16 protein-coding genes and 1 pseudogene are annotated in these 18,800 nt (G+C 42.1%); 14 read left to right on the forward strand and 3 right to left on the reverse strand.

Annotated features, from left to right (window positions below):
- The first annotated feature begins 22 nt into the window (after positions 1-22).
- From G6R02_RS03830 to G6R02_RS03890, 13 genes and pseudogenes are all read left to right on the forward strand, one after another.
- Complete coding sequence (locus tag G6R02_RS03830; protein ID WP_164667926.1) at positions 23-880, forward strand: chemotaxis protein; 858 nt, start codon at positions 23-25, stop codon at positions 878-880.
- 77 nt (positions 881-957) lie between these two features.
- Positions 958-3,330: a penicillin acylase family protein gene (locus G6R02_RS03835; protein ID WP_425509061.1), complete on the forward strand. Its 2,373-nt coding sequence runs from the start codon at positions 958-960 to the stop codon at positions 3,328-3,330.
- A gap of 360 nt (positions 3,331-3,690) precedes the next feature.
- The gene (locus G6R02_RS03840; RefSeq protein WP_164667927.1) at positions 3,691-6,333 is read left to right on the forward strand and encodes a sigma 54-interacting transcriptional regulator; all 2,643 of its coding nucleotides are present in this window, start codon (positions 3,691-3,693) and stop codon (positions 6,331-6,333) included.
- A gap of 231 nt (positions 6,334-6,564) precedes the next feature.
- The gene (locus tag G6R02_RS03845) at positions 6,565-6,786 is read left to right on the forward strand and encodes a hypothetical protein (protein WP_164667928.1); all 222 of its coding nucleotides are present in this window, start codon (positions 6,565-6,567) and stop codon (positions 6,784-6,786) included.
- Positions 6,787-6,810: 24 nt separating this feature from the next.
- Complete coding sequence (locus tag G6R02_RS03850) at positions 6,811-7,113, forward strand: PTS sugar transporter subunit IIB (protein WP_164667929.1); 303 nt, start codon at positions 6,811-6,813, stop codon at positions 7,111-7,113.
- A 13-nt stretch (positions 7,114-7,126) separates the two neighbouring features.
- Positions 7,127-8,434 carry a PTS sugar transporter subunit IIC gene (locus G6R02_RS03855; RefSeq protein WP_164667930.1) on the forward strand — a complete coding sequence of 436 codons (1,308 nt, stop codon included), beginning with the start codon at positions 7,127-7,129 and terminating at the stop codon, positions 8,432-8,434.
- 15 nt (positions 8,435-8,449) lie between these two features.
- Positions 8,450-8,779: a PTS lactose/cellobiose transporter subunit IIA gene (locus tag G6R02_RS03860; RefSeq protein ID WP_164667931.1), complete on the forward strand. Its 330-nt coding sequence runs from the start codon at positions 8,450-8,452 to the stop codon at positions 8,777-8,779.
- A gap of 69 nt (positions 8,780-8,848) precedes the next feature.
- A complete protein-coding gene (locus G6R02_RS03865) occupies positions 8,849-9,835 on the forward strand; it encodes a Gfo/Idh/MocA family protein (RefSeq protein ID WP_164667932.1) in 987 nt (328 codons plus the stop codon).
- Between the two features lie 136 nt (positions 9,836-9,971).
- Positions 9,972-11,585 (forward strand): FMN-binding glutamate synthase family protein, encoded by a 1,614-nt coding sequence (locus G6R02_RS03870; protein ID WP_164667933.1) that lies wholly within the window; start codon positions 9,972-9,974, stop codon positions 11,583-11,585.
- Between the two features lie 123 nt (positions 11,586-11,708).
- Positions 11,709-12,404, forward strand: a complete 696-nt coding sequence (locus G6R02_RS03875) for a sugar diacid recognition domain-containing protein (protein ID WP_164667934.1) — start codon at positions 11,709-11,711, stop codon at positions 12,402-12,404.
- A gap of 9 nt (positions 12,405-12,413) precedes the next feature.
- Complete coding sequence (locus G6R02_RS03880) at positions 12,414-12,785, forward strand: PucR family transcriptional regulator (RefSeq protein WP_164667935.1); 372 nt, start codon at positions 12,414-12,416, stop codon at positions 12,783-12,785.
- Positions 12,786-12,903: 118 nt separating this feature from the next.
- The gene (locus G6R02_RS03885; RefSeq protein ID WP_164667936.1) at positions 12,904-14,037 is read left to right on the forward strand and encodes a glycerate kinase; all 1,134 of its coding nucleotides are present in this window, start codon (positions 12,904-12,906) and stop codon (positions 14,035-14,037) included.
- A gap of 6 nt (positions 14,038-14,043) precedes the next feature.
- Positions 14,044-15,404: pseudogene (locus G6R02_RS03890) on the forward strand (GntP family permease).
- Positions 15,405-15,731: 327 nt separating this feature from the next.
- Here G6R02_RS03890 and G6R02_RS03895 read toward each other — a convergent pair.
- Positions 15,732-16,517, reverse strand: a complete 786-nt coding sequence (locus G6R02_RS03895; RefSeq protein WP_164667937.1) for an HAD family hydrolase — start codon at positions 16,515-16,517, stop codon at positions 15,732-15,734.
- Between the two features lie 169 nt (positions 16,518-16,686).
- Here G6R02_RS03895 and G6R02_RS03900 point away from each other — a divergent pair, with 169 nt between their 5' ends.
- A complete protein-coding gene (locus G6R02_RS03900) occupies positions 16,687-16,884 on the forward strand; it encodes an alpha/beta-type small acid-soluble spore protein (RefSeq protein WP_164667938.1) in 198 nt (65 codons plus the stop codon).
- A 55-nt stretch (positions 16,885-16,939) separates the two neighbouring features.
- On the opposite strand, the gene G6R02_RS03905 is transcribed toward G6R02_RS03900, so the two are convergent.
- Together G6R02_RS03905 and G6R02_RS03910 are read right to left on the reverse strand one after the other, a co-directional pair.
- On the reverse strand, positions 16,940-17,623 hold the full coding sequence (locus G6R02_RS03905) for a response regulator transcription factor (protein WP_164667939.1): 684 nt from the start codon (positions 17,621-17,623) through the stop codon (positions 16,940-16,942).
- Positions 17,623-18,777 (reverse strand): sensor histidine kinase, encoded by a 1,155-nt coding sequence (locus G6R02_RS03910; protein WP_164667940.1) that lies wholly within the window; start codon positions 18,775-18,777, stop codon positions 17,623-17,625. The genes G6R02_RS03905 and G6R02_RS03910 overlap by 1 nt, the downstream gene beginning before the upstream one ends.
- Positions 18,778-18,800: the final 23 nt, after the last annotated feature.

Genomic DNA, 18,800 nt, shown 5'->3' on the forward strand with positions numbered 1-18,800 from the left:
GAAAATATTCGGGAGGGTTTGGATGTCCCAGAAAATTGCTGTGTTGGTATTGCATGGAGCGGGAACACCTGATAGGAGCTTTGCCGATAAAATGATTGAGCGGATTTCGAAGAGGTTTGTGAAAGCTACAGGAGTTGAGCGTGCAGAACTGGAGTTTGAACCTGTATTCTGGTCAGCGGTGTTTGAGGGGGAACAGGAGGAACTTTGGGGAAATCTTCAGCGTGACGCGGATCTGGATTTCGTCAGGCTGCGTCGGTTTGTGATTGAATTTTTATCTGATGCGGTAGCATATCAGCCGACAAATACAGGTGGGCAGAATTATGATAAAGTCCATACGCTTGTTGCCAAATCAATCCGGAAATTAAAAGAACGGGCAGGGCATAAAGCACCGCTCTGTGTAATAAGTCATAGTCTTGGTTCCGTCGTTGCGAGCAATTATTTTTATGATTTACAGTTCAGACGGGAAAATATTGGAGTTGAGACAAGAAAGTGCACCAACCAGACACCGATTGAGCAATGTGAGACATTAGCATTATTTTATACACTGGGAAGTCCGATGGCATTATGGTCGATGCGGTACATTGATTTTGGCTCACCAATTGCCGTTCCTGCACCGGGAGTTGAGCGACTTTATCCGGGCATCAGTGGAGAGTGGCTGAATTTTTATGATAAGGATGATGTTCTGGCATATCCGCTGAAAGGGCTGAATGATGCATATAATCGTGCTGTGACGAAGGATGTGGGAGTTAATGCCGGTGGTCTTTTAACAAGCTGGAACCCGCTTTCTCATATGAAATATGATACGGATGACGCGGTAATTGAATCGATTGTTTACGGACTTGTTAACGTTTGGAAAGTGGTTAACGGCGCAAAAAAATAGCACCAGGTCATTAGCAGGACTTTTGTCGGTATGTGGCGAATTTAATACTATAGATAAAAAAAGGGGGTAAAGGATTGCTGAAAGAAGAGATATACATAAGGCCAAATAAGAAAAAACGCAGCAAGAAGAAAATATTATTACTTGTATTGGGAATCTTGCTTGCCATCGGAGTTATTTTATTCCTTTTTGCAAACGCATACATAAACAGGTCGCTTGCACAGACAGAGGGAACAATTAAGCTTCCGGCATTGCAAAATGAAGTTACCGTCATAACCGATGATAATGGTGTACCGCATATTACAGCCGAAAATGCACATGACCTTTATATGGCACAAGGCTACATACAGGCGCAAGGCCGGATGTTCCAGATGGAAATGTCGCGCCGACAGGCTTCAGGCACGCTAAGTGAAGTCGTTGGTGAGGCAGCAGTTGAAACAGATAAATATTTTCGAACGCTCGGATTACGACGGGCGGCAGAGGAGTCTTACGAGATTTATTCGGAGGAAAATAAGCAGGTTTTACGGTGGTTTGCCGATGGTGTGAATGCCTATATCAAGCAGGCAAAAGAAGATAACAGCCTGCCAATCGAATTTACACTTATGGGATCGGAGCCGGCAGAGTGGACACCGATTGATTCGTTGACGATTGGAAAATATATGGCATTTGACCTCGGCGGGCATTGGGAACGTCAGGCGTTTAACTATTATGCGCTGAACAATTTTGCGGAAGAAAAAGCATATGAACTGTTCCCAACATATCCTGAAGACAAGCCGACGATAATAAGTGAAGATGAAGTGAATGTGGCGGCAGCGTTTGATGGTGCTGTCATACCGCATACATTTAATGGCAGTAATAACTGGGTCGTAAGCGGTGAGAAGAGTGCGTCAGGTAAACCGCTCTTGGCAAATGATCCTCACCTGGGACTGGCAACACCATCAATCTGGTACCAGATGCATTTGGAATCACCTGAGGTAAATGTCAGTGGCGTTATTTTCGCAGGTGTTCCCGGGATCATTCTTGGTCATAACGAGGATATTGCCTGGGGTGTGACCAATACGGGACCTGATGTACAGCAGCTTTATTTGGAAAAAAGAAATCCGGATGCCCCGCACGAGTTTTTATATGAGGGCGAATGGGAAGAAGCGGAAGTGATTGATGAGCCGATTAAAGTGAAAGATGGCGAAACGATTGATTATCAGGTTGTTGAAACACGACATGGACCGATTGTTTCTGATTTTGCCAACGAAGATATGAAAGATACGGTCATGTCATTAAGGTGGACGGCATTGGATCCGACGACTGAACTGGCGGCGATTTTAGAAATTAATAAGGCCGCAAACTGGCAGGAGTTTGAGGAAGGTCTGGAAAAATTCCTGGCGCCGGCACAGAACTTTGTGTTTGCTTCAAAAGATGGAACGATTGCCTATAAAGCAAATGGTAATATACCGATTTATGGGGATGGAGATGATGCATTACTGCCGCTGGAAGGCTGGGAAAAGGAAAATGACTGGAAAAGCTACATTCCATTTGACGAACTGCCGACTGTGGTCAATCCTGAAAAAGGATTTATTGCAACTGCAAATAATAAAATAGTCGGTGATAAATATCCGTACCATATCAGTAATGTCTGGGCACAGCCATACCGATATGAGCGGATTGCCGAGGTCCTGGAAGCAGGCGATGATTTGACAGTTGAGGATATGCAGGACTTGCAAATGGATCAGAAGAATTTACAGGCACGGGAGTTTGTGCCGATGTTTTTGGAAGTTTTGCAGGGTGCTGATTTATCGCAGAATGAAGGTCTTGCATTGGATCTTCTGGGCAAATGGGAGTACAAGGATGGCGCTGAACTTGCTGAGCCACTTATTTTCCATAAGTGGATGGATGAAATCGAAGAAGTTCTGTATAAAGATGAAATTCCGAAAGACGTGATGGAGTTGTTCGGCGGAAAAGGACAGACAACCGATGGGATTCTCCGGGAAGGAAATGATTCGGTCTGGATTCAGGAAAACGGCGGCATGCAGGAAGTGCTGCTGACATCATTCAAAGAGACAATCAGCCAGTTGGAAGATGAATATGGTAAGGATCTGACGGCCTGGAGGTGGGGGGATTACCATAAAGTCTACTTTGAGCACCCGTTATCAGGGATTAATCCAGTACTTGAATTCTTTTTCAATAATGAAGATCCGATGACTGTTGGGGGCAGCAGTGTTACACCAATGGCAGCGAGCTATGATTCCGAAACGGGGATTGTTGATCATGGCGCATCGTGGCGATTTGTTATCGGTATGGATGAGACGAATAAAGGCTATCACACCGTTGGACCGGGTCAGGCAGGTCATTTCAAGAGTGATTGGTACCATGACCAGCTGGACGACTGGGTTAATGGTAAGTATCACGTGACCAGGATTAAATCGGCTGATGGTATGGAGTTGACGTTGACACCATAAAAATTGATCAACAAAGAGGCGGATTCTCATTCCGTTATAAGGTTAAAAAGCCGCTCTGAAAGGAGTTAAGCGGATCCTGGTTCCGTTAATGGCTCAAAATCAATAGGAAATGAGGGTAACATCAACACATAACGGAACGAGGATCCGGAAACATGCTTCAAACAAGGAATTTATCTGGAATAGCGGAATGAGGATTCATTTGTTACTTTACCGGTCCCTCATGCCGCTATTTTTTCAAGGTGCTATTCAGTGGTATTAGTTGCTGTTTAAAAGAAACGCCAGTATGTATGCATTTTCTTATCTTTCCTGCTAAAATGAAATGTGGACTATAACTAACAAACGAACGAGGTACAACACATTATGAGTCGCATTATGGATATTTTCAAACAGCTTGGCAGAGCTGATAAAAAAGGGCTTAGTGCCAGTGATATCGGGGAGCAGCTGGATATTAACCGGTCAACTGCAAGCCGCTATCTGAATGATCTGGTAAAAGCAAATAAGGTAGTGAAAATTCAGGGGAAGCCGGTAAAATACGCAATTAAAGACCCCACACCTGATCAAACTTCACCAACCAACGTAATCGGTGCCGGTGACAGTCTGCATCCTATTTTGGAAACAGGCATGGCGGCGTTTTTATACCCGTCAAGGCCATTGCCGATTTTGCTGACAGGTGAAACAGGAACAGGTAAATCCTATCTGGCTGAAACGTTGTCGAAAATGGCAATCGAAAAATCGAAGGAAAAGAAGGATGTTCCCTTTATTGCCTTCAATTGTGCCGATTATGCCCAGAACGCTGAATTACTTGTCGGACAGATTTTCGGGATAAAAGAAGGCGCATTCACCGGTGCTACCGAAGATAAAAAAGGTCTGGTGGAACAGGCTGACGGCGGGATTCTTTTCCTTGATGAAATTCACCGCCTCCCGCCATCCGGTCAGGAAATGTTATTTTACCTGATGGATAAAGGGGTTTACCGCCGACTTGGCGAGGCTACACAAGAACGCACTGCCAACATCGCGCTGATTGGTGCCACAACGGAAAATTCGGAAGACTATTTGCTGCCGACGCTGTTGCGGCGTTTTTCCGTTAAGTTAAATATTCCACCGTTGCGGGAAAGAACTACTGCTGAGCGTGAGGCATTGGTGGAACATTTTCTTGCTGAGGAAGCTACGAAAATGAACACGTCCCTGTCAATTGAGGATAAATGTCGTGATGCTTTTCTGACATACGATTGTCCGGGGAATATCGGCCAGCTGAAAAGCGATATCCAAATTGTCTGTGCCCGTGCGTATTTACGGTATATTAATGGTGAGGATGAAAAAGTTCTTATCAAAATGGAAGACTTTCCGGGTGAAAGCACTCCGTCAACAAAAGCAGATGTAAAAGAACGCCAGGCTGTACAAATGATTGAAGCAAAAGAATCAGAAGAGAAAACTGCTTATCCGTTTCCAAATATTTATCAGCGGCTTGACAGATCAAGCGAAGTAAATGAAAATCTGCAAACGGTTATGCTGAACTATATTCAGGATTTAATGGATAAGTATGAGCAGCCGGGTAGTCTGCAGCAAGGCTGGCAAAAGCTGATTGATGATGACCTGTTTAACGCTTTAAAGCAGGCAGCAAACCAGCTGAGAGATAAGGTGCCTGTGACAATTCATGATAATCAGCTGTATGTCATTGGACTGCATTTGCAAAATTACCGTAACCATTTAAAAGGAAATGTATCAAGAGCACCGATACCGGTTATGATTCATCCGAACATGGCTTATCGACAAGCAGCGAATCTGCTTGCGGGATATTTGCAGAAAACGATTGGCATGAATTTACCGACCGAGGAAATTGAGCTGATCGCACACTTTCTGACACCTGATCAGAAGTATGAGCAGGAAACAGCGCTGGAACAATCGATAGCGGTTATTCTCGTAACCCACGGGAAATCGACCGCATCATCGATGGCAGAGGTAACGAATTATCTGCTTGGAAATAATGTTATCCATGCCGTTGATATGCCGCTGAATATTTCAGCTGTTGATACGTACGAGCGGGTAAAACAAAAGATTAATGGGCTAAAAAATATTAAGGGCGCGCTTCTCCTCGTCGATATCGGTTCGTTAATTACGATGGGTGATGCAATACAGCGTGAACTGGATGTTCCAATCAAAACGTTATCAAGTGTTAATCTCCCGATGGTCATGGAGGCAGGCAGGAAATCATTAATTTCCGACCAGACACTGGAAGCTATTTATTATGAGACAAAAAAAGCGATGTTTGCGTTTATGGAGAAGGAACAGGAATCCGCCAACATTAAAAAGAAGCGGCTGATTGCTACAGTATGTTTTACGGGTGAGGGTGCTGCACAGTTGCTTGAGTCCTGGATTGAAAACCAGCTTTCCACACTTGATCAGGATGTGTTAATCCGCACGGTACGCATTGATCCGAATACAAAAAATACGTCAGTTCTTGACGACTTAAAGAGCTACTATGAAGTAATCGCAATCATTGGGACTGTACCTGTTTCCATTGACGGAATCCCGTATATTCCGGCCTGGGAACTCCTGCAGCAGGAAGGCATTTCCCGCATGCTGAAACTGCTGGAGATTACACGGCAGTCAGCAATCCCGACTGTGGAAAAAGATATTTCAACGGAGGAACTACATGACCTGATTGTTCAGGGGCTTGGGGAGATTGTTACGTATATTAATCCGAAAACAATTGCCGGAATTCTGAATGATCATATTCCTCAAATCCGCGACTATTATGTTTGGGACACAAACAGGGAACTTGGCATGTGGATGCATATCAGTGTTTTAATTGACCGGATTATTTCAGTCAATGTGAAGGGAAACAGGGAGCAATACATTTCATCGTTTCCTATTGATAATACGACGATAATTACGAATGAAGAGAACGAACTTTGGATCCCGCTTTTTCTTAAAATCGCAGAAGCATTTCAGGTCGAATTTACGGATGAAATAAAAAAAGAATTAGTAAAACTTTCCCGCTGAATGTGTGCAAAAAATATTGCACACATTTTTTTGTGTATTTTTAAAGGATCATAGAAAAAATATTTTTCAGTGCCAGCCATGGGTTTTTGGAGGTGTATTTGAACCTCTGCTTCAAGTTGGCATGTTTTTTGCTAGAAGATATATGAAGAAAATAGTTTATCTGCACCTGTTACGTGTAACTGAAAGTATAGATGGCAAAAAATTTGGGAGTATAAAAGAAGGAGGGATAAAATGAAAAAGTTTTTATTTATCTATGCGCTTGTCTTTTCGCTAATCTGGGTTGGATATGGACTGTATGCAGTATTTACAAATCAGCCATCTGCTAATGTGATACTCGGATTCGGTGTAGCATTTTCCATTGCCATTTGCGCAGCATCATGGTTTTCTTATTGGCTTATGGGGCACTATAAGAAGATTGATGACATGGCGAAAAGGATTCTTGCCAAAAACTAATTACATTATAAGGAGTGTTTTTACATGAAATTAATAATTTTATGCAGCTGGGGAGCAACATCAAGTCAGTTGGCCAAAAAAGTACAGGAAGCAGCAGAAAAAAGAGGTGTGGACCTTGAAGCATTTGCTGGAGGAACTGGTGAATTTAAGCAAAAAGCAAGTGAATATGATGTAGCTTTATTGGAACCACAAGTACGTCATTTGAAAAAAGAAGTTACCAAAGTAGCAGAACAGCATGACATTCCGGTTGAACTGGTTGATCAGCGTGCGTTCGCGTTAATGGATGGCGACAAAGTACTTGATCAAGCATTAAATCTGGTGAAATAAGGGGGAACTTAAAATGAACGTAGCACAATGGCTAGAAGATCACCTGATGGAACCATTGGGTAAAATAGCACAAAATAAATATTTGCAGGCAATTCGTGATGCATTCGTTATTTTTGCATTACCGGTTATTATTACCGGGGCGATTTTCCTGATTATCGCGAACCCGCCATCCTCACTGGAATGGGGTATAATTGACGCGTGGGAAAATGCCGTTAAACCGATTCAGGCACAGTTACTGTTTCCATTTAACCTGACGTTTGGACTGATGGCGTTAACGGTCGCGTTTGGTGTCGGTTACAGTCTGGCGATTCGTGAAGATATGGATGCGGTCATGGCCGGAATTCTTTCGATGCTGGCATTTTTCATGACAGCATTTCCAGTAACTGATATTACACAGGTGCCTTTTGGGGAAATTTTAAATTATCTTGGTGGACAAGGTTTATTTGTAGCAATTATTTTAGGTATTTTAACAACAGAATTAATGCGGTTTTTGATTAATAAAGGGGTAGCATTTGAAATGCCTGCGGGTGTTCCGCCATATGTTATGCGAACCTTTCGGGCACTTATTCCATTTATGATTATTTTGCCGCTTGTGTGGATTTTGGCATGGATTGCTTGGGCAAATACTGGTAGGACAATCCCGCAGTTGGTATTGGATTTATTCAGCCCATTTGTTGCGGCATCCAATTCATACTGGGCAGCACTTGGAATGATTCTCTTGATGCTTGTCCTATGGGCAATTGGTATTCACGGAATGAACGTTGTATCTTCCGTAGCATATCCGTTCTGGATGACCCAGCTTGCAGCAAACGCAGATGCTGTTGAAGCAGGAAAAGAAGCAACAGGTATCGTAACTGAACCTTTCTTCCACATGTTTACACACATTGGTGGTTCCGGTGCGACACTGGGACTGGTAATATTTATGCTGTTCGCGGCATCTGCGCAGTTGAAACAGGTAGGAAAAACAGCGATTATTCCATCATTTTTCAATATTAACGAACCGGTTATCTTTGGTGTACCGATTGTATTAAACCCGGTACTGATTATTCCATTTGTACTAGGTCCGGTAATTATCGTAACCATCAACTATATTCTGTTTGCAACCGGCATATTACCACCGGTTATCGTGCAGCCGCCATTTACGGTACCGATTTTCTTCGGTGGATTTATCGCAACCGGCGGATCTGTATTGGCGGGACTAGTTCAAATTATGAATGCGATTATCGCAGCGGTTATTTACTATCCGTTCTTTAAAAAATATGACAAACAACTTGCCAGTGAAGAGCAGTCGGATAATGATGCAGAACCGGCAAACAGCTAGAGAGGAGCTTGCCAAATGAACTATGAAGAAATTATGATGCAGCTTATTTTACACGGAGGAAACGCCCGTGGTGCAGCATATGAAGCTTTGAACGAAGCGGAAGAGTATAATTTCGATGAAGCTGAAAAGTTACTTAACGAAGCTGATGAGGAATTTTTAAAAGGTCATAAATACCAGACAGAGCTGATTCAGAGTGACGATGACAAGGTGCCAAACTTCTTTATGATCCATGCACAGGATCACGTCATGACAGCGCAGGCTGAACTTCAATTGGTTAAGCGTATGGTTAATCAATTGAAAATGACACAGAAACTTGAACAGCGGATCGAAAAGCTTGAAAAATAAAATAATGAATTATATACTGCCTGACATCACTGGTGTTAGGCAGTATTTATATATGGGAGGGAGCAATTAGTGAAATTTGGAACAGTTGGAACGAGTTGGATAACAGACGCATTTATCGGCGCAGCAGAAGAAGTTAATGATTTTACACTTGCAGCGGTCTACTCACGAAGAGAGGATAAGGCTAAAGAATTTGCGGATAAACACGGAGTGAAGCATTATTTTACCGATGTGGAAGAAATGGCAAATAGCGGTGAAATCGATTGTGTGTATTTGGCATCCCCAAATTCTTTTCATTACGAGCACGCAGTTACTTTTTTGAAAAATAAAAAGCATGTCATCTGTGAAAAGCCGATCTTTTCTAACACGAAAGAATGGGAAGAAGCATATCAGATTGCCGAAGAAAATAACGTGTATTTATTCGAAGCAATGCGTAATATTCATTCACCGAATTTTGCGAGTCTGAAGGAAAGTATCAAACACATTGGACAGGTTCGCAGCACGTCACTGCAGCTTGTGCAGTATTCGTCAAGGTACGATAAATATTTAAATGGGGAGCAGCCGAATATTTTTACAGCGGAGTTTTCCGGTGGTGCACTGGTTGATCTGGGTGTTTATCCGCTTTCCGTTACAGTTGGATTATTTGGGGAACCGGAGAAAGCTGCTTATTACCCGGGAATGCTGGATAGCGGCGTTGATGGAAATGGGACATTGATTTTAACATATGATGGTTTCACGTGTACGATTCTCTGCTCGAAACGATCCAATTCCTTTAATTCGTGTGAGATTCATGGGGAGGAAGGGACATTGATTTTTGAAGGCGCGGGCGAAATAGACAACCCACGATTAATTAAAACCCCGTCAAAAGAGGAAGTAGCATTGGAGTCTGTTGATACAGACAACAACATGGTTTACGAGATTGAAAGATTTAAAAGCATTATCGGGAGTCGGGATGATGCGGCTTATCTGGATCTGAAAAATCAAAGTTACACGGTTCTTTCCATTACCGAAAAAGCACGTAAGCAAAATGGTATTGTTTTTGGTACTGAAAAAAACTAACATACGGAATGAAGTACGGAAACCATGGGAAAACTGCAAACCCGATAAATGCAATGAACAATTTTAGCATGGATAATTTCTGCAGCTACGATACATCCTAACCTTATAAACACGAAACCAAAGGTGGAATTGCAGGATGAATATGGCTAATGTGATGACAATTATCGGGTTTGCAGTTGTCGTTCTTATTATAATTGTACTTCTTGTAGTTGGTATCTACTTATATTTTATTGACCGGACACAGAAACAGCATCCGGTGCTCCGTAATTATCCGTTGATTGGCAGGGCCAGGTATTTTTTTGAGAGCATTGGTCCTGAATTACGGCAGTATTTTTTCAATAATGATAATGAAGGAAAGCCGTTTTCCCGTAATGACTATTCACATATTGTGCGCAAGGCAAAATATAAACGTGATGTTTACGGCTTTGGTTCACAGCGTGACTTTGAGGAAGCGGGATATTATGTGCGCAATTCCATGTTTCCAAAGCTTAGTGAAGAATTAAAAATGGACAGGGAGACGAAGGTGCAAACCAACCGCTACCTGCTGATAAAAGAGCCGTTGTTTGCACAGCGGGAAGAGAAGCTTGAGGAGCATGAATCCCCCGTATACCTGCTTGATGAAAAAGATACAATTGTGATTGGAGAGAAATGTAAATATCCCTTTAAAGTCAGAGGACAAATTGGAATGTCGGCGATGAGCTATGGGTCGCTTGGTGACCGGGCGATTACCGCACTCTCGGAAGGGCTCGGTATTGCCAAAGGTACCTGGATGAACACGGGTGAGGGCGGTATTTCCGATTATCATTTAAAAGGCGGCGTTGATCTGATTATGCAAATTGGTCCCGGAATGTTTGGGGTGCGGGATCGGGAAGGAAATTTTAACTGGGATGAGCTGTTGGAAAAAAGTAAAATTCCCCAGTTAAAAGCATTTGAAGTAAAACTGGCCCAGGGTGCAAAAACGCGCGGAGGCCATATTGACGGCGAGAAAGTAACGGAAGAGATTGCGAGAATCCGTATGGTTGAGCCATATAAATCAATTGACAGTCCGAATCGCTTCCCGGAATTCAGTGACATGCCCTCGTTATTTGATTTTATTGAACGGATCAGGGAACATACGGGCAAACCTGTTGGCATGAAAATTGTTATCGGCAGTCATATCGAGGCTGATGAATTAGCGAAACAGATAAGAGATACAGGCAAAGGTCCCGACTTTATTACAGTTGACGGCGGGGAAGGTGGCACTGGCGCTTCGTATCAAGAGTTGACAGACAGTGTTGGCCTGCCAATCCGATCTGCGCTTCCTCTTGTCGATAATGCGTTAAAAAAATATGGTGTCCGCAATACTGTGAAAATATTTGCCTCAGGAAAGCTTGTTTCTCCGGACCGTGTGGCCATGGCGCTTGCGATGGGAGCAGACCTTGTTAACATCGCACGGGGCTTCATGATAACGGTCGGCTGTATCCAGGCATTGCAGTGTGCATCAAATATGTGTCCTGTTGGAGTCACAACGACAGACCCCGATCTGCAGAAAGCATTGGTCGTTGATGAGAAAAAACACCGCACCACCAATTATGTCATTACCATGCGTAAAGGTCTGTTCAGAATCGCAGCAGCATCCGGGCTGGATTCACCGGTACATTTTAAACGGGAACATGTTGTTTATAAAGATGAAAAAGGCAAAACCTGGTCAATGGATGAAATTTATCAGACGATGATTGAACAGGGTGGCGAAGGATCGGCGAATGCTTGATATTAAATAGCTCCAGATTGAATCTGGGGTTATTTTTGTGCCTAAGAATTTGGCAGCAAATAGTTTCATGCCCCTCTTATGATAAAATGCACTTATACCTATTATTTGAGGCGGTGAATCAAATTGGAAATAACCAGCGAATTAGGTCAGGAAATTATTAAGCGCCTTGCTGAGTATATCGATGTTGATATTAATATAATGGACCTTAATGGCAAAATCGTTGCCAGTACGGATAAGTCCAGAATTAATGAACTACACTGCGGGGCGGTTGAAGTGCTTAGAATGAATGAGCCGCTAATATTAAAGGAAGAAGATGTTCAACGCTATCCGGGGACTAAACCCGGAGCTAATCTGCCAATCATGCATCAGAATAAAATTTCCGGTGTGGTTGGAGTAAGTGGAAATCCGAAAGATATTTTGCGGATAACCGGATTAATCCGTGCATCAGTCGAAATGGTTATTGAACAAATATATATACAGCGACAAGCATATTATGAAGAGAGACAATGGAACAATTGGCTTCACCAATTATTGCATCCCAGTGGATACAGCGAAGAGAAACTTAAGGAAGATGCAGTTTATTCATTAAAAATTAACACGGACTCACAATGGCGGGTAATTGTCCTGCATGGTGCAGGTGTGCAGGATTCGATTGATGGTATCCGGCGGGAAATAGTTAATTCAAAAATTACTGCACTATTTACCCTGCCATTTGCTGAAGATGAAATCGTAATTACCATTTCATCAACGCTTGAGGCTATAAAAAGGTTAACTGAGCGTTTAGGGGATTTTAACCATAGTATTGGCGTCGGCGAGTAAGCTTTTGGCTTGAACGGTATCAGGCAATCATATCAACAAGCGAGGCAAGCTATATTCTTTAATAAAGGGAAAGAGAAAATAACGTATAGCGGGAATTGGCAAATAGAAAGGTTGGCCACAGCTGTTTCCGCTAAGGAATATAATAGTATTTGTTTGGGATATGAGCAACGGCTGGAAGCGATAGGTGAGGAGTACCTCAAAACAGTTGATATTTATTTTGACATGGATTTTTCCATAAAGAATACTGCAGAAATACTGCACATTCACCGGAACACGCTTCTTTACCGCTTAGATCAGGTGAGAGAAAAAGTAGGTTTGGACCCGCGTGTGTTTCATGATGCGTTTCTTTTACGGATGATTAGAGGTCGTATAAAAATATGACTGTGCAAATGCACAAAAATAGGAACATCGTATTTCTGAAATTTCATTTATTTATCTAATTGTAAGCGCTAACAATATAAGTTTAAATAAAAATAGATTAAATATAAAGGAGCTCATTATGAACATCGTGGTCGCGCCGGATTCTTTTAAAGGGAGTCTAACATCAATTCAAGCATCGGACATTATAAAGGAAGCAATTAAAAGTGTTGATGCCCGTTACCAAATCACGATGAAGCCTATGGCAGATGGTGGTGAGGGGACCCTTCAATCATTACTTACATCGACACATGGGACCAGTATACCTGTAAAATGCACTGGACCTTTAGGGGGTGAAATAGATACTGCTTACGCGATAGTAAATTCAAATACAGCAATCATCGAATGTGCAAGCATTGCCGGGTTGGTTCAGGTTCCGCGTTTCAAGCGGGATCCTGATATAACGACAACTTACGGCATTGGTGAAGTAATCATCGATGCGCTGGATAAGGGATGTACATCGTTTGTGTTTGGTCTGGGCGGAAGTGCTACCAATGATGGTGGTCTTGGGATGTTAATGGCACTGGGGATGAAAGCATGGGATGAAAATGGGAATGAGCTGGAACCGTTTGGAAAAGACTTGCATCGTGTTACTAAGGTGAGTTTTTCAGGGCTTGATTCGAGACTTCTGCACGCTGCTATCCAAGTTGCATGTGATGTGGATAACCCATTATGTGGAGAAAGGGGGGCAACAAAAGTTTTTGGTCCACAGAAGGGGGCAACTGAAGAACAAATCGGGCAATATGACATGGCGCTGGATAAGTATGGAGACATCATCGAGGGTGTATTTGAAAAACGTTTAAAGAACATACCTGGCGCTGGTGCTGCGGGTGGACTGGGTTTTGCATTGTTGGCTATTGGAGCTGAACTCATTTCTGGTGCGGAGCTTTTAGCAGGCACAATGAATGTTGAGGGGGCAATCCAACATGCTGACCTCGTTTTAACTGGTGAAGGACAAAGTGATGAACAGACGCTTTACGGGAAAGCACCCGGCTATATTGCATCACTAGCTCAAAAATATCATGTTCCAGCTATATTGCTTTCAGGCAGTCTTGATGGAGATTTGGATGTATTAAGAGAGCGATTTGCAGGATGTTTTTCGATAGTTAATAAGCCATTAACACTTGAAGAGTGTATGGAAAAAGCTGATGAATTACTTTATGAACAGACAAAACAAGTGATTCATCTGCTGCGAAACATTAAAAACAAGGGGTGAAGGAAAGTGGAAGGTTTCGGTCTTATTTTATTAATTGTTGTTGGGGTATTATTTGTTATTTTTGCAACCGCTAAACTGAAGTTGCACCCATTTTTATCATTGCTGATCGCTGCATTTGGTATTGGAATTTTAGCAGGTCTCCCATTATCTGAGGTGATAGATTCAGTAAATGGCGGTTTTGGCGGCTTGATGGGAAGCATCGGTCTTGTAATTGTTTTCGGTACGATAATCGGGGTTATTTTGGAAAAGTCCGGTGCTGCACTTCGAATGGCAGAAGTTGTGTTGCGGATTGTAGGTGAAAAACGACCGCAAATGGCGATGAGCCTTATCGGGGCAATTGTCAGTATTCCCGTATTTTGTGATTCCGGATATGTTATCCTGTCCTCGTTAAAAAAGGCACTTGCGAAAAAGGCTAAAGTTGCAGTAGCATCAATGGCTATTGCGTTATCAACCGGTTTATTTGCAACACATACATTGGTACCGCCGACACCCGGACCAATTGCTGCAGCTGGTAACATTGGTGCAGAGGATTTCTTGGGAACGATTATATTAATCGGTATCATTGTAGCCATTCCGGCAATTATTGCAGGCTACATCTGGGCGGTTAAAGTAGGAACAAAAATTCAAGTTGAAGGAGAAGATGATAAAATTCTGCCTATGATTACGATACCATTGTAAAAGAATTTGGTGACATGCCATCCACTGCAAAATCATTCGCACCAATTGTAATGCCCATTTTGTTAATTGGCTTTAGTTCCGTAATAACATTTGCGGGCTGGTCGGGGACATTTTTTGATATCTTTTTATTCCTGGGATCACCGGTGGTGGCATTGTTAATTGGGGTATTATTCGCATTCCTGCTGCTTCCTGATTATAATGAGGAAACATTAACGCAATGGATAGGAATCGGCATTAAGGAATCCGCACCGATCCTGTTGATTACCGGTGCAGGCGGTGCATTTGGTACAGTGATCAAAGCAACTCCTGTAGCAGATTTCATTCAAGGATTTGGTGAAAATGCATTCTTTACAGGTGCTATGTTCTTATTTATTCCGTTCCTGATTGCCGCTGCACTAAAATCAGCACAAGGCTCATCAACAGCTGCACTCGTCATCACGTCAACATTGGTAGCACCACTGCTTCCTGAGTTAGGAATTACAGGTGCAGTGCCGCTTGCATTAGTCGTAATGGCGGTAGGTGCCGGTGCAATGGTTGTTTCACATGTTAATGACAGCTATTTCTGGGTCGTTAAGGAATTTAGTGGTATGTCAGTAACACAGGCATACAAAGCACAAACTGCAGGAACGTTGCTGCAGGGAATTGTGGCAATTGTTGTTACGTTTATATTGTGGATATTGTTGGTATAAGCTTTGAAATAAAGTTGGAAATGGAGAATTCCGTTGTAGGGATTCCCCATTTCTTTTTGGGACTAAAATTTTAAAAAGTATAAATTTGTTCTATCACAATGTTTTTTAAAGTTTAGTGTTTTGCAGCGAGTGAAACGATGCTGCAAAATATCAACCGGAGAACCAAAATATCAACCGGAGAACCAAAATATCAACCGGAGAACCAAAATATCAACCGGAGAACCAAAATATCAACCGGAGAACCAAAATATCAACCGGAGAACCAAAATATCAACCGGAGAAATGACCAAGAAATCCTTTATCTAAGCATTGGGCACGCTATTTACATCATATATCCAGTCCCAGCTTTTTCAATCCATTATATATACCATCCTCGGAAACAGTCGTCGTTCTGTTTTTGGCATATTCAAAAAGATCCGGGTGTGCATTGCCCATTGCAAAGCCTTCCCCTGCAGCCTGGAGCATTTCCTTATCGTTCATGCCGTCGCCGAAGGCAATTGCCTGTTTGGGATTGATATTGAGCAGTTCAAGGATTTTTTCAACTGCAAAGCCTTTGTTGACATTTGTACGGATAATATCATAGCAGTTCTCAATACCTGCAATAGTGACCGGCGACATAAAAATATTAGCTTCTATTTCATAAAGTGCTGTCTCTGATGGGGGCAGATTCATGACGGTTACGCCTAAAATCTGATCCACTTTATCAGCTTCCCAAGTCAGATTTTTTTTCAATTGGAATGTTCCTATGAAATTGGTGACAAGCGGTCTGCTTAATGATGTATAGTAATTTTTATCCCTTGTGTACAACACCATTTCGTGATCGTTGGCTTCAGCAGTTTGAAGGAATTGCTCGACAGTGTTTTTATTCATTGGTTCATTTACAATTGTTTCATTTTGATATACGGCAAATGCTCCGTTATACCCGATGAAGGAATGAATATCCAGTTCTTCTGCTAAGTCGTCAATTTCATGCAGCGGGCGTCCAGTAGCAAGAAATACTTCAATACCTTGTTCCTTTGCTTTAGAAATTGCATGTTTTGTTGACTCTGTGTATGTGTGGTCCGGTTTCAATATGGTGCCGTCAATGTCGAGAAATAATATTTTGTAGTCCATGTGTATCTCCTTGTCTGTTTAGTCTACGTAGATTTTAGCATAAAGGTATTGCTTTTTCATCGAAAGGGTTTCCCATACATATTTTGTCACGTGTAAGAAAAAATGTTTGTCAAAAAATAAATATGAACAGAAATGTTTCTGTTCGAATACCCACGAGGAGTGATCAGTTGTGGCAGATAACAAAAACGATTTGTTAGTGCCTGGCGCGGAAAATGCAATGGATAAGATGAAAGAGGAAATTGCAAATGAATTTGGTGTTCAGCCTGGAGCGGATACCACTGCACGCGAGAACGGATCAGTGGGTGGCGAAATGGTCAAACGAATGATTAAAATCGCCGAGTCAAGCATGGGTAATCAGAATAAATAAACCGTGCTGCAGGAGGTCGTCCCAATTGGGAGTTGGGAAGGCCTCCTTCTCCATTTTATTCATTTGTCGGGATGGACGCGATTGCGTTTTTCAGAATTTTGATTGCTTCGCTTCGTGTGGAGACGTTTAATTTTTTGTACAGTGATGTAATGTAATTTTTGACGGTGCCGAGAGTCAGGTACAGTTCTTCGGCAATTTGTTCGTTTGTATACCTTTCAGCAATCAGATAAGCGATTTCCTTTTCCCGCTCTGACAGGTGTATATCAAGACCATCCCAGGTTGTATCATATAAATCTTTCGTACTTGAAACATGTCCCTTGTTTACGAGATCTGTTATCGAATCTGCCGCGCTTGATGGAATTTGTATGGATTTATTTGCCAGAGCTTCACGAATAGCGCGGATGATTTCCTCTGTTTCCCAGTCTTTCAGCAAAAAACCGCTCGCACCCTGGGCAATTGCTTCGATTACATCGTTGCCGTGTGTATAGGAGGTGAGCATAATGATGCAAATTTCCGGATGTGATTTTTTGATACGTCTGGTTGCTTCAATTCCATTCATTAATGGCATTTGAATATCCATCAGCATAATATCCGGTGTTTTTTTGGCTAAATCGATTGCTTCTCTGCCGTTACTGGCTGTACCAATTACGTGATAACCATCCTGGAGTTCAAGGATGGTTTTGAATCCATCCACAATAATCGGATGGTCATCGACAATACCAATAGCTATATTTTTCATCAGCCTGTGACCTCCCTTCGTTTTAACTCAATTGGAATGGAAAAGCTAAGTTCACATCCCCCATGAACTGTACGTCTTATATTCATTTTTCCATTAACGGAAATTATGCGTTCATACATTGCAGTCAGCCCGAGACCATAACGAATGTCTTTTTTTAGCTGGCCATTATCGGTCAGACGGAAAATGACTTTGGAATCGATTTTTTTCAGAAAAAAACTGAATTCTGTTGCCCCGCCGTGTTTAATGCCATTTGTTAAACCTTCCTGCAGACCCCGGTATATGGCTAAATTCTGATCCGGTGTAAGGTTTTCGATGTCAGCAATGGTATATGTAACGATAATGTCTGAATGGATTATTGCATTTTCAATGAGGTCAATTAATCTCTTTTTGAAATCGATGAAGTTGGGGTAGTAGTGCAGTGTTGTTGTCAATTCACGGATACTGTTCAAACTTTCCCGTACCTGGCCCTGAACAATTGTCAGTTTACTTTTTGCTTTATCGTGGAAGTTGTTTGCACTTAATTGTTTTACCGTTTCCAGACCGACTATTGTTGAGGTTAGCGTGAAACCAATCGTGTCATGAATTTCCCGTGAAAGTTTGACCCGCTCATCGATGATTGTTTTTTCCTCTAATTCATTGGTAGCCTTTTGAAGCTGCTGGTAGGCATTTTCGAGAAGGATGCGTTGTTCATTTGATCGTTTTGCCATATAGCTAAAACCAAAAATCAGCCCATACTCAAGCATTCTTGGGATGACAAAACTGATTTCCTGAAATGAAGGGGAATCCAGATGTATGTATACGCCCGCTGAAAAGGCAAGGTATGCTGCGATGGTAAAGGGAATACTGACAGCCAAACGATAGTAGTAGGCGGTTTCTGCTAACAGAATGAAAAAGTAAATTTGCGGGACAAAGGATCCATCAACAATTTGAACGATAAACGCAAGAGAAAACTGGATTGAAAATAATAAGGCAATCATGTGCGTACTGATTCGTGATTGAATATTATATCGAACAACTTCAATGATGGTGAAGGTACCAGATAAAACGATGATTAATGAATGATTGCCGGGATTTTCTGAGTATAGAAAAATAAAGGTCATAAACAAAGAAATGTATAAAATAAAGGAAACAATATTTGCCGAATTATTTTTCATAGTCTCCTCCGCCTTTTCCCCAT

Source organism: Virgibacillus doumboii, from assembly GCF_902806455.1.
Classification (GTDB): domain Bacteria; phylum Bacillota; class Bacilli; order Bacillales; family Amphibacillaceae; genus Lentibacillus; species Lentibacillus doumboii.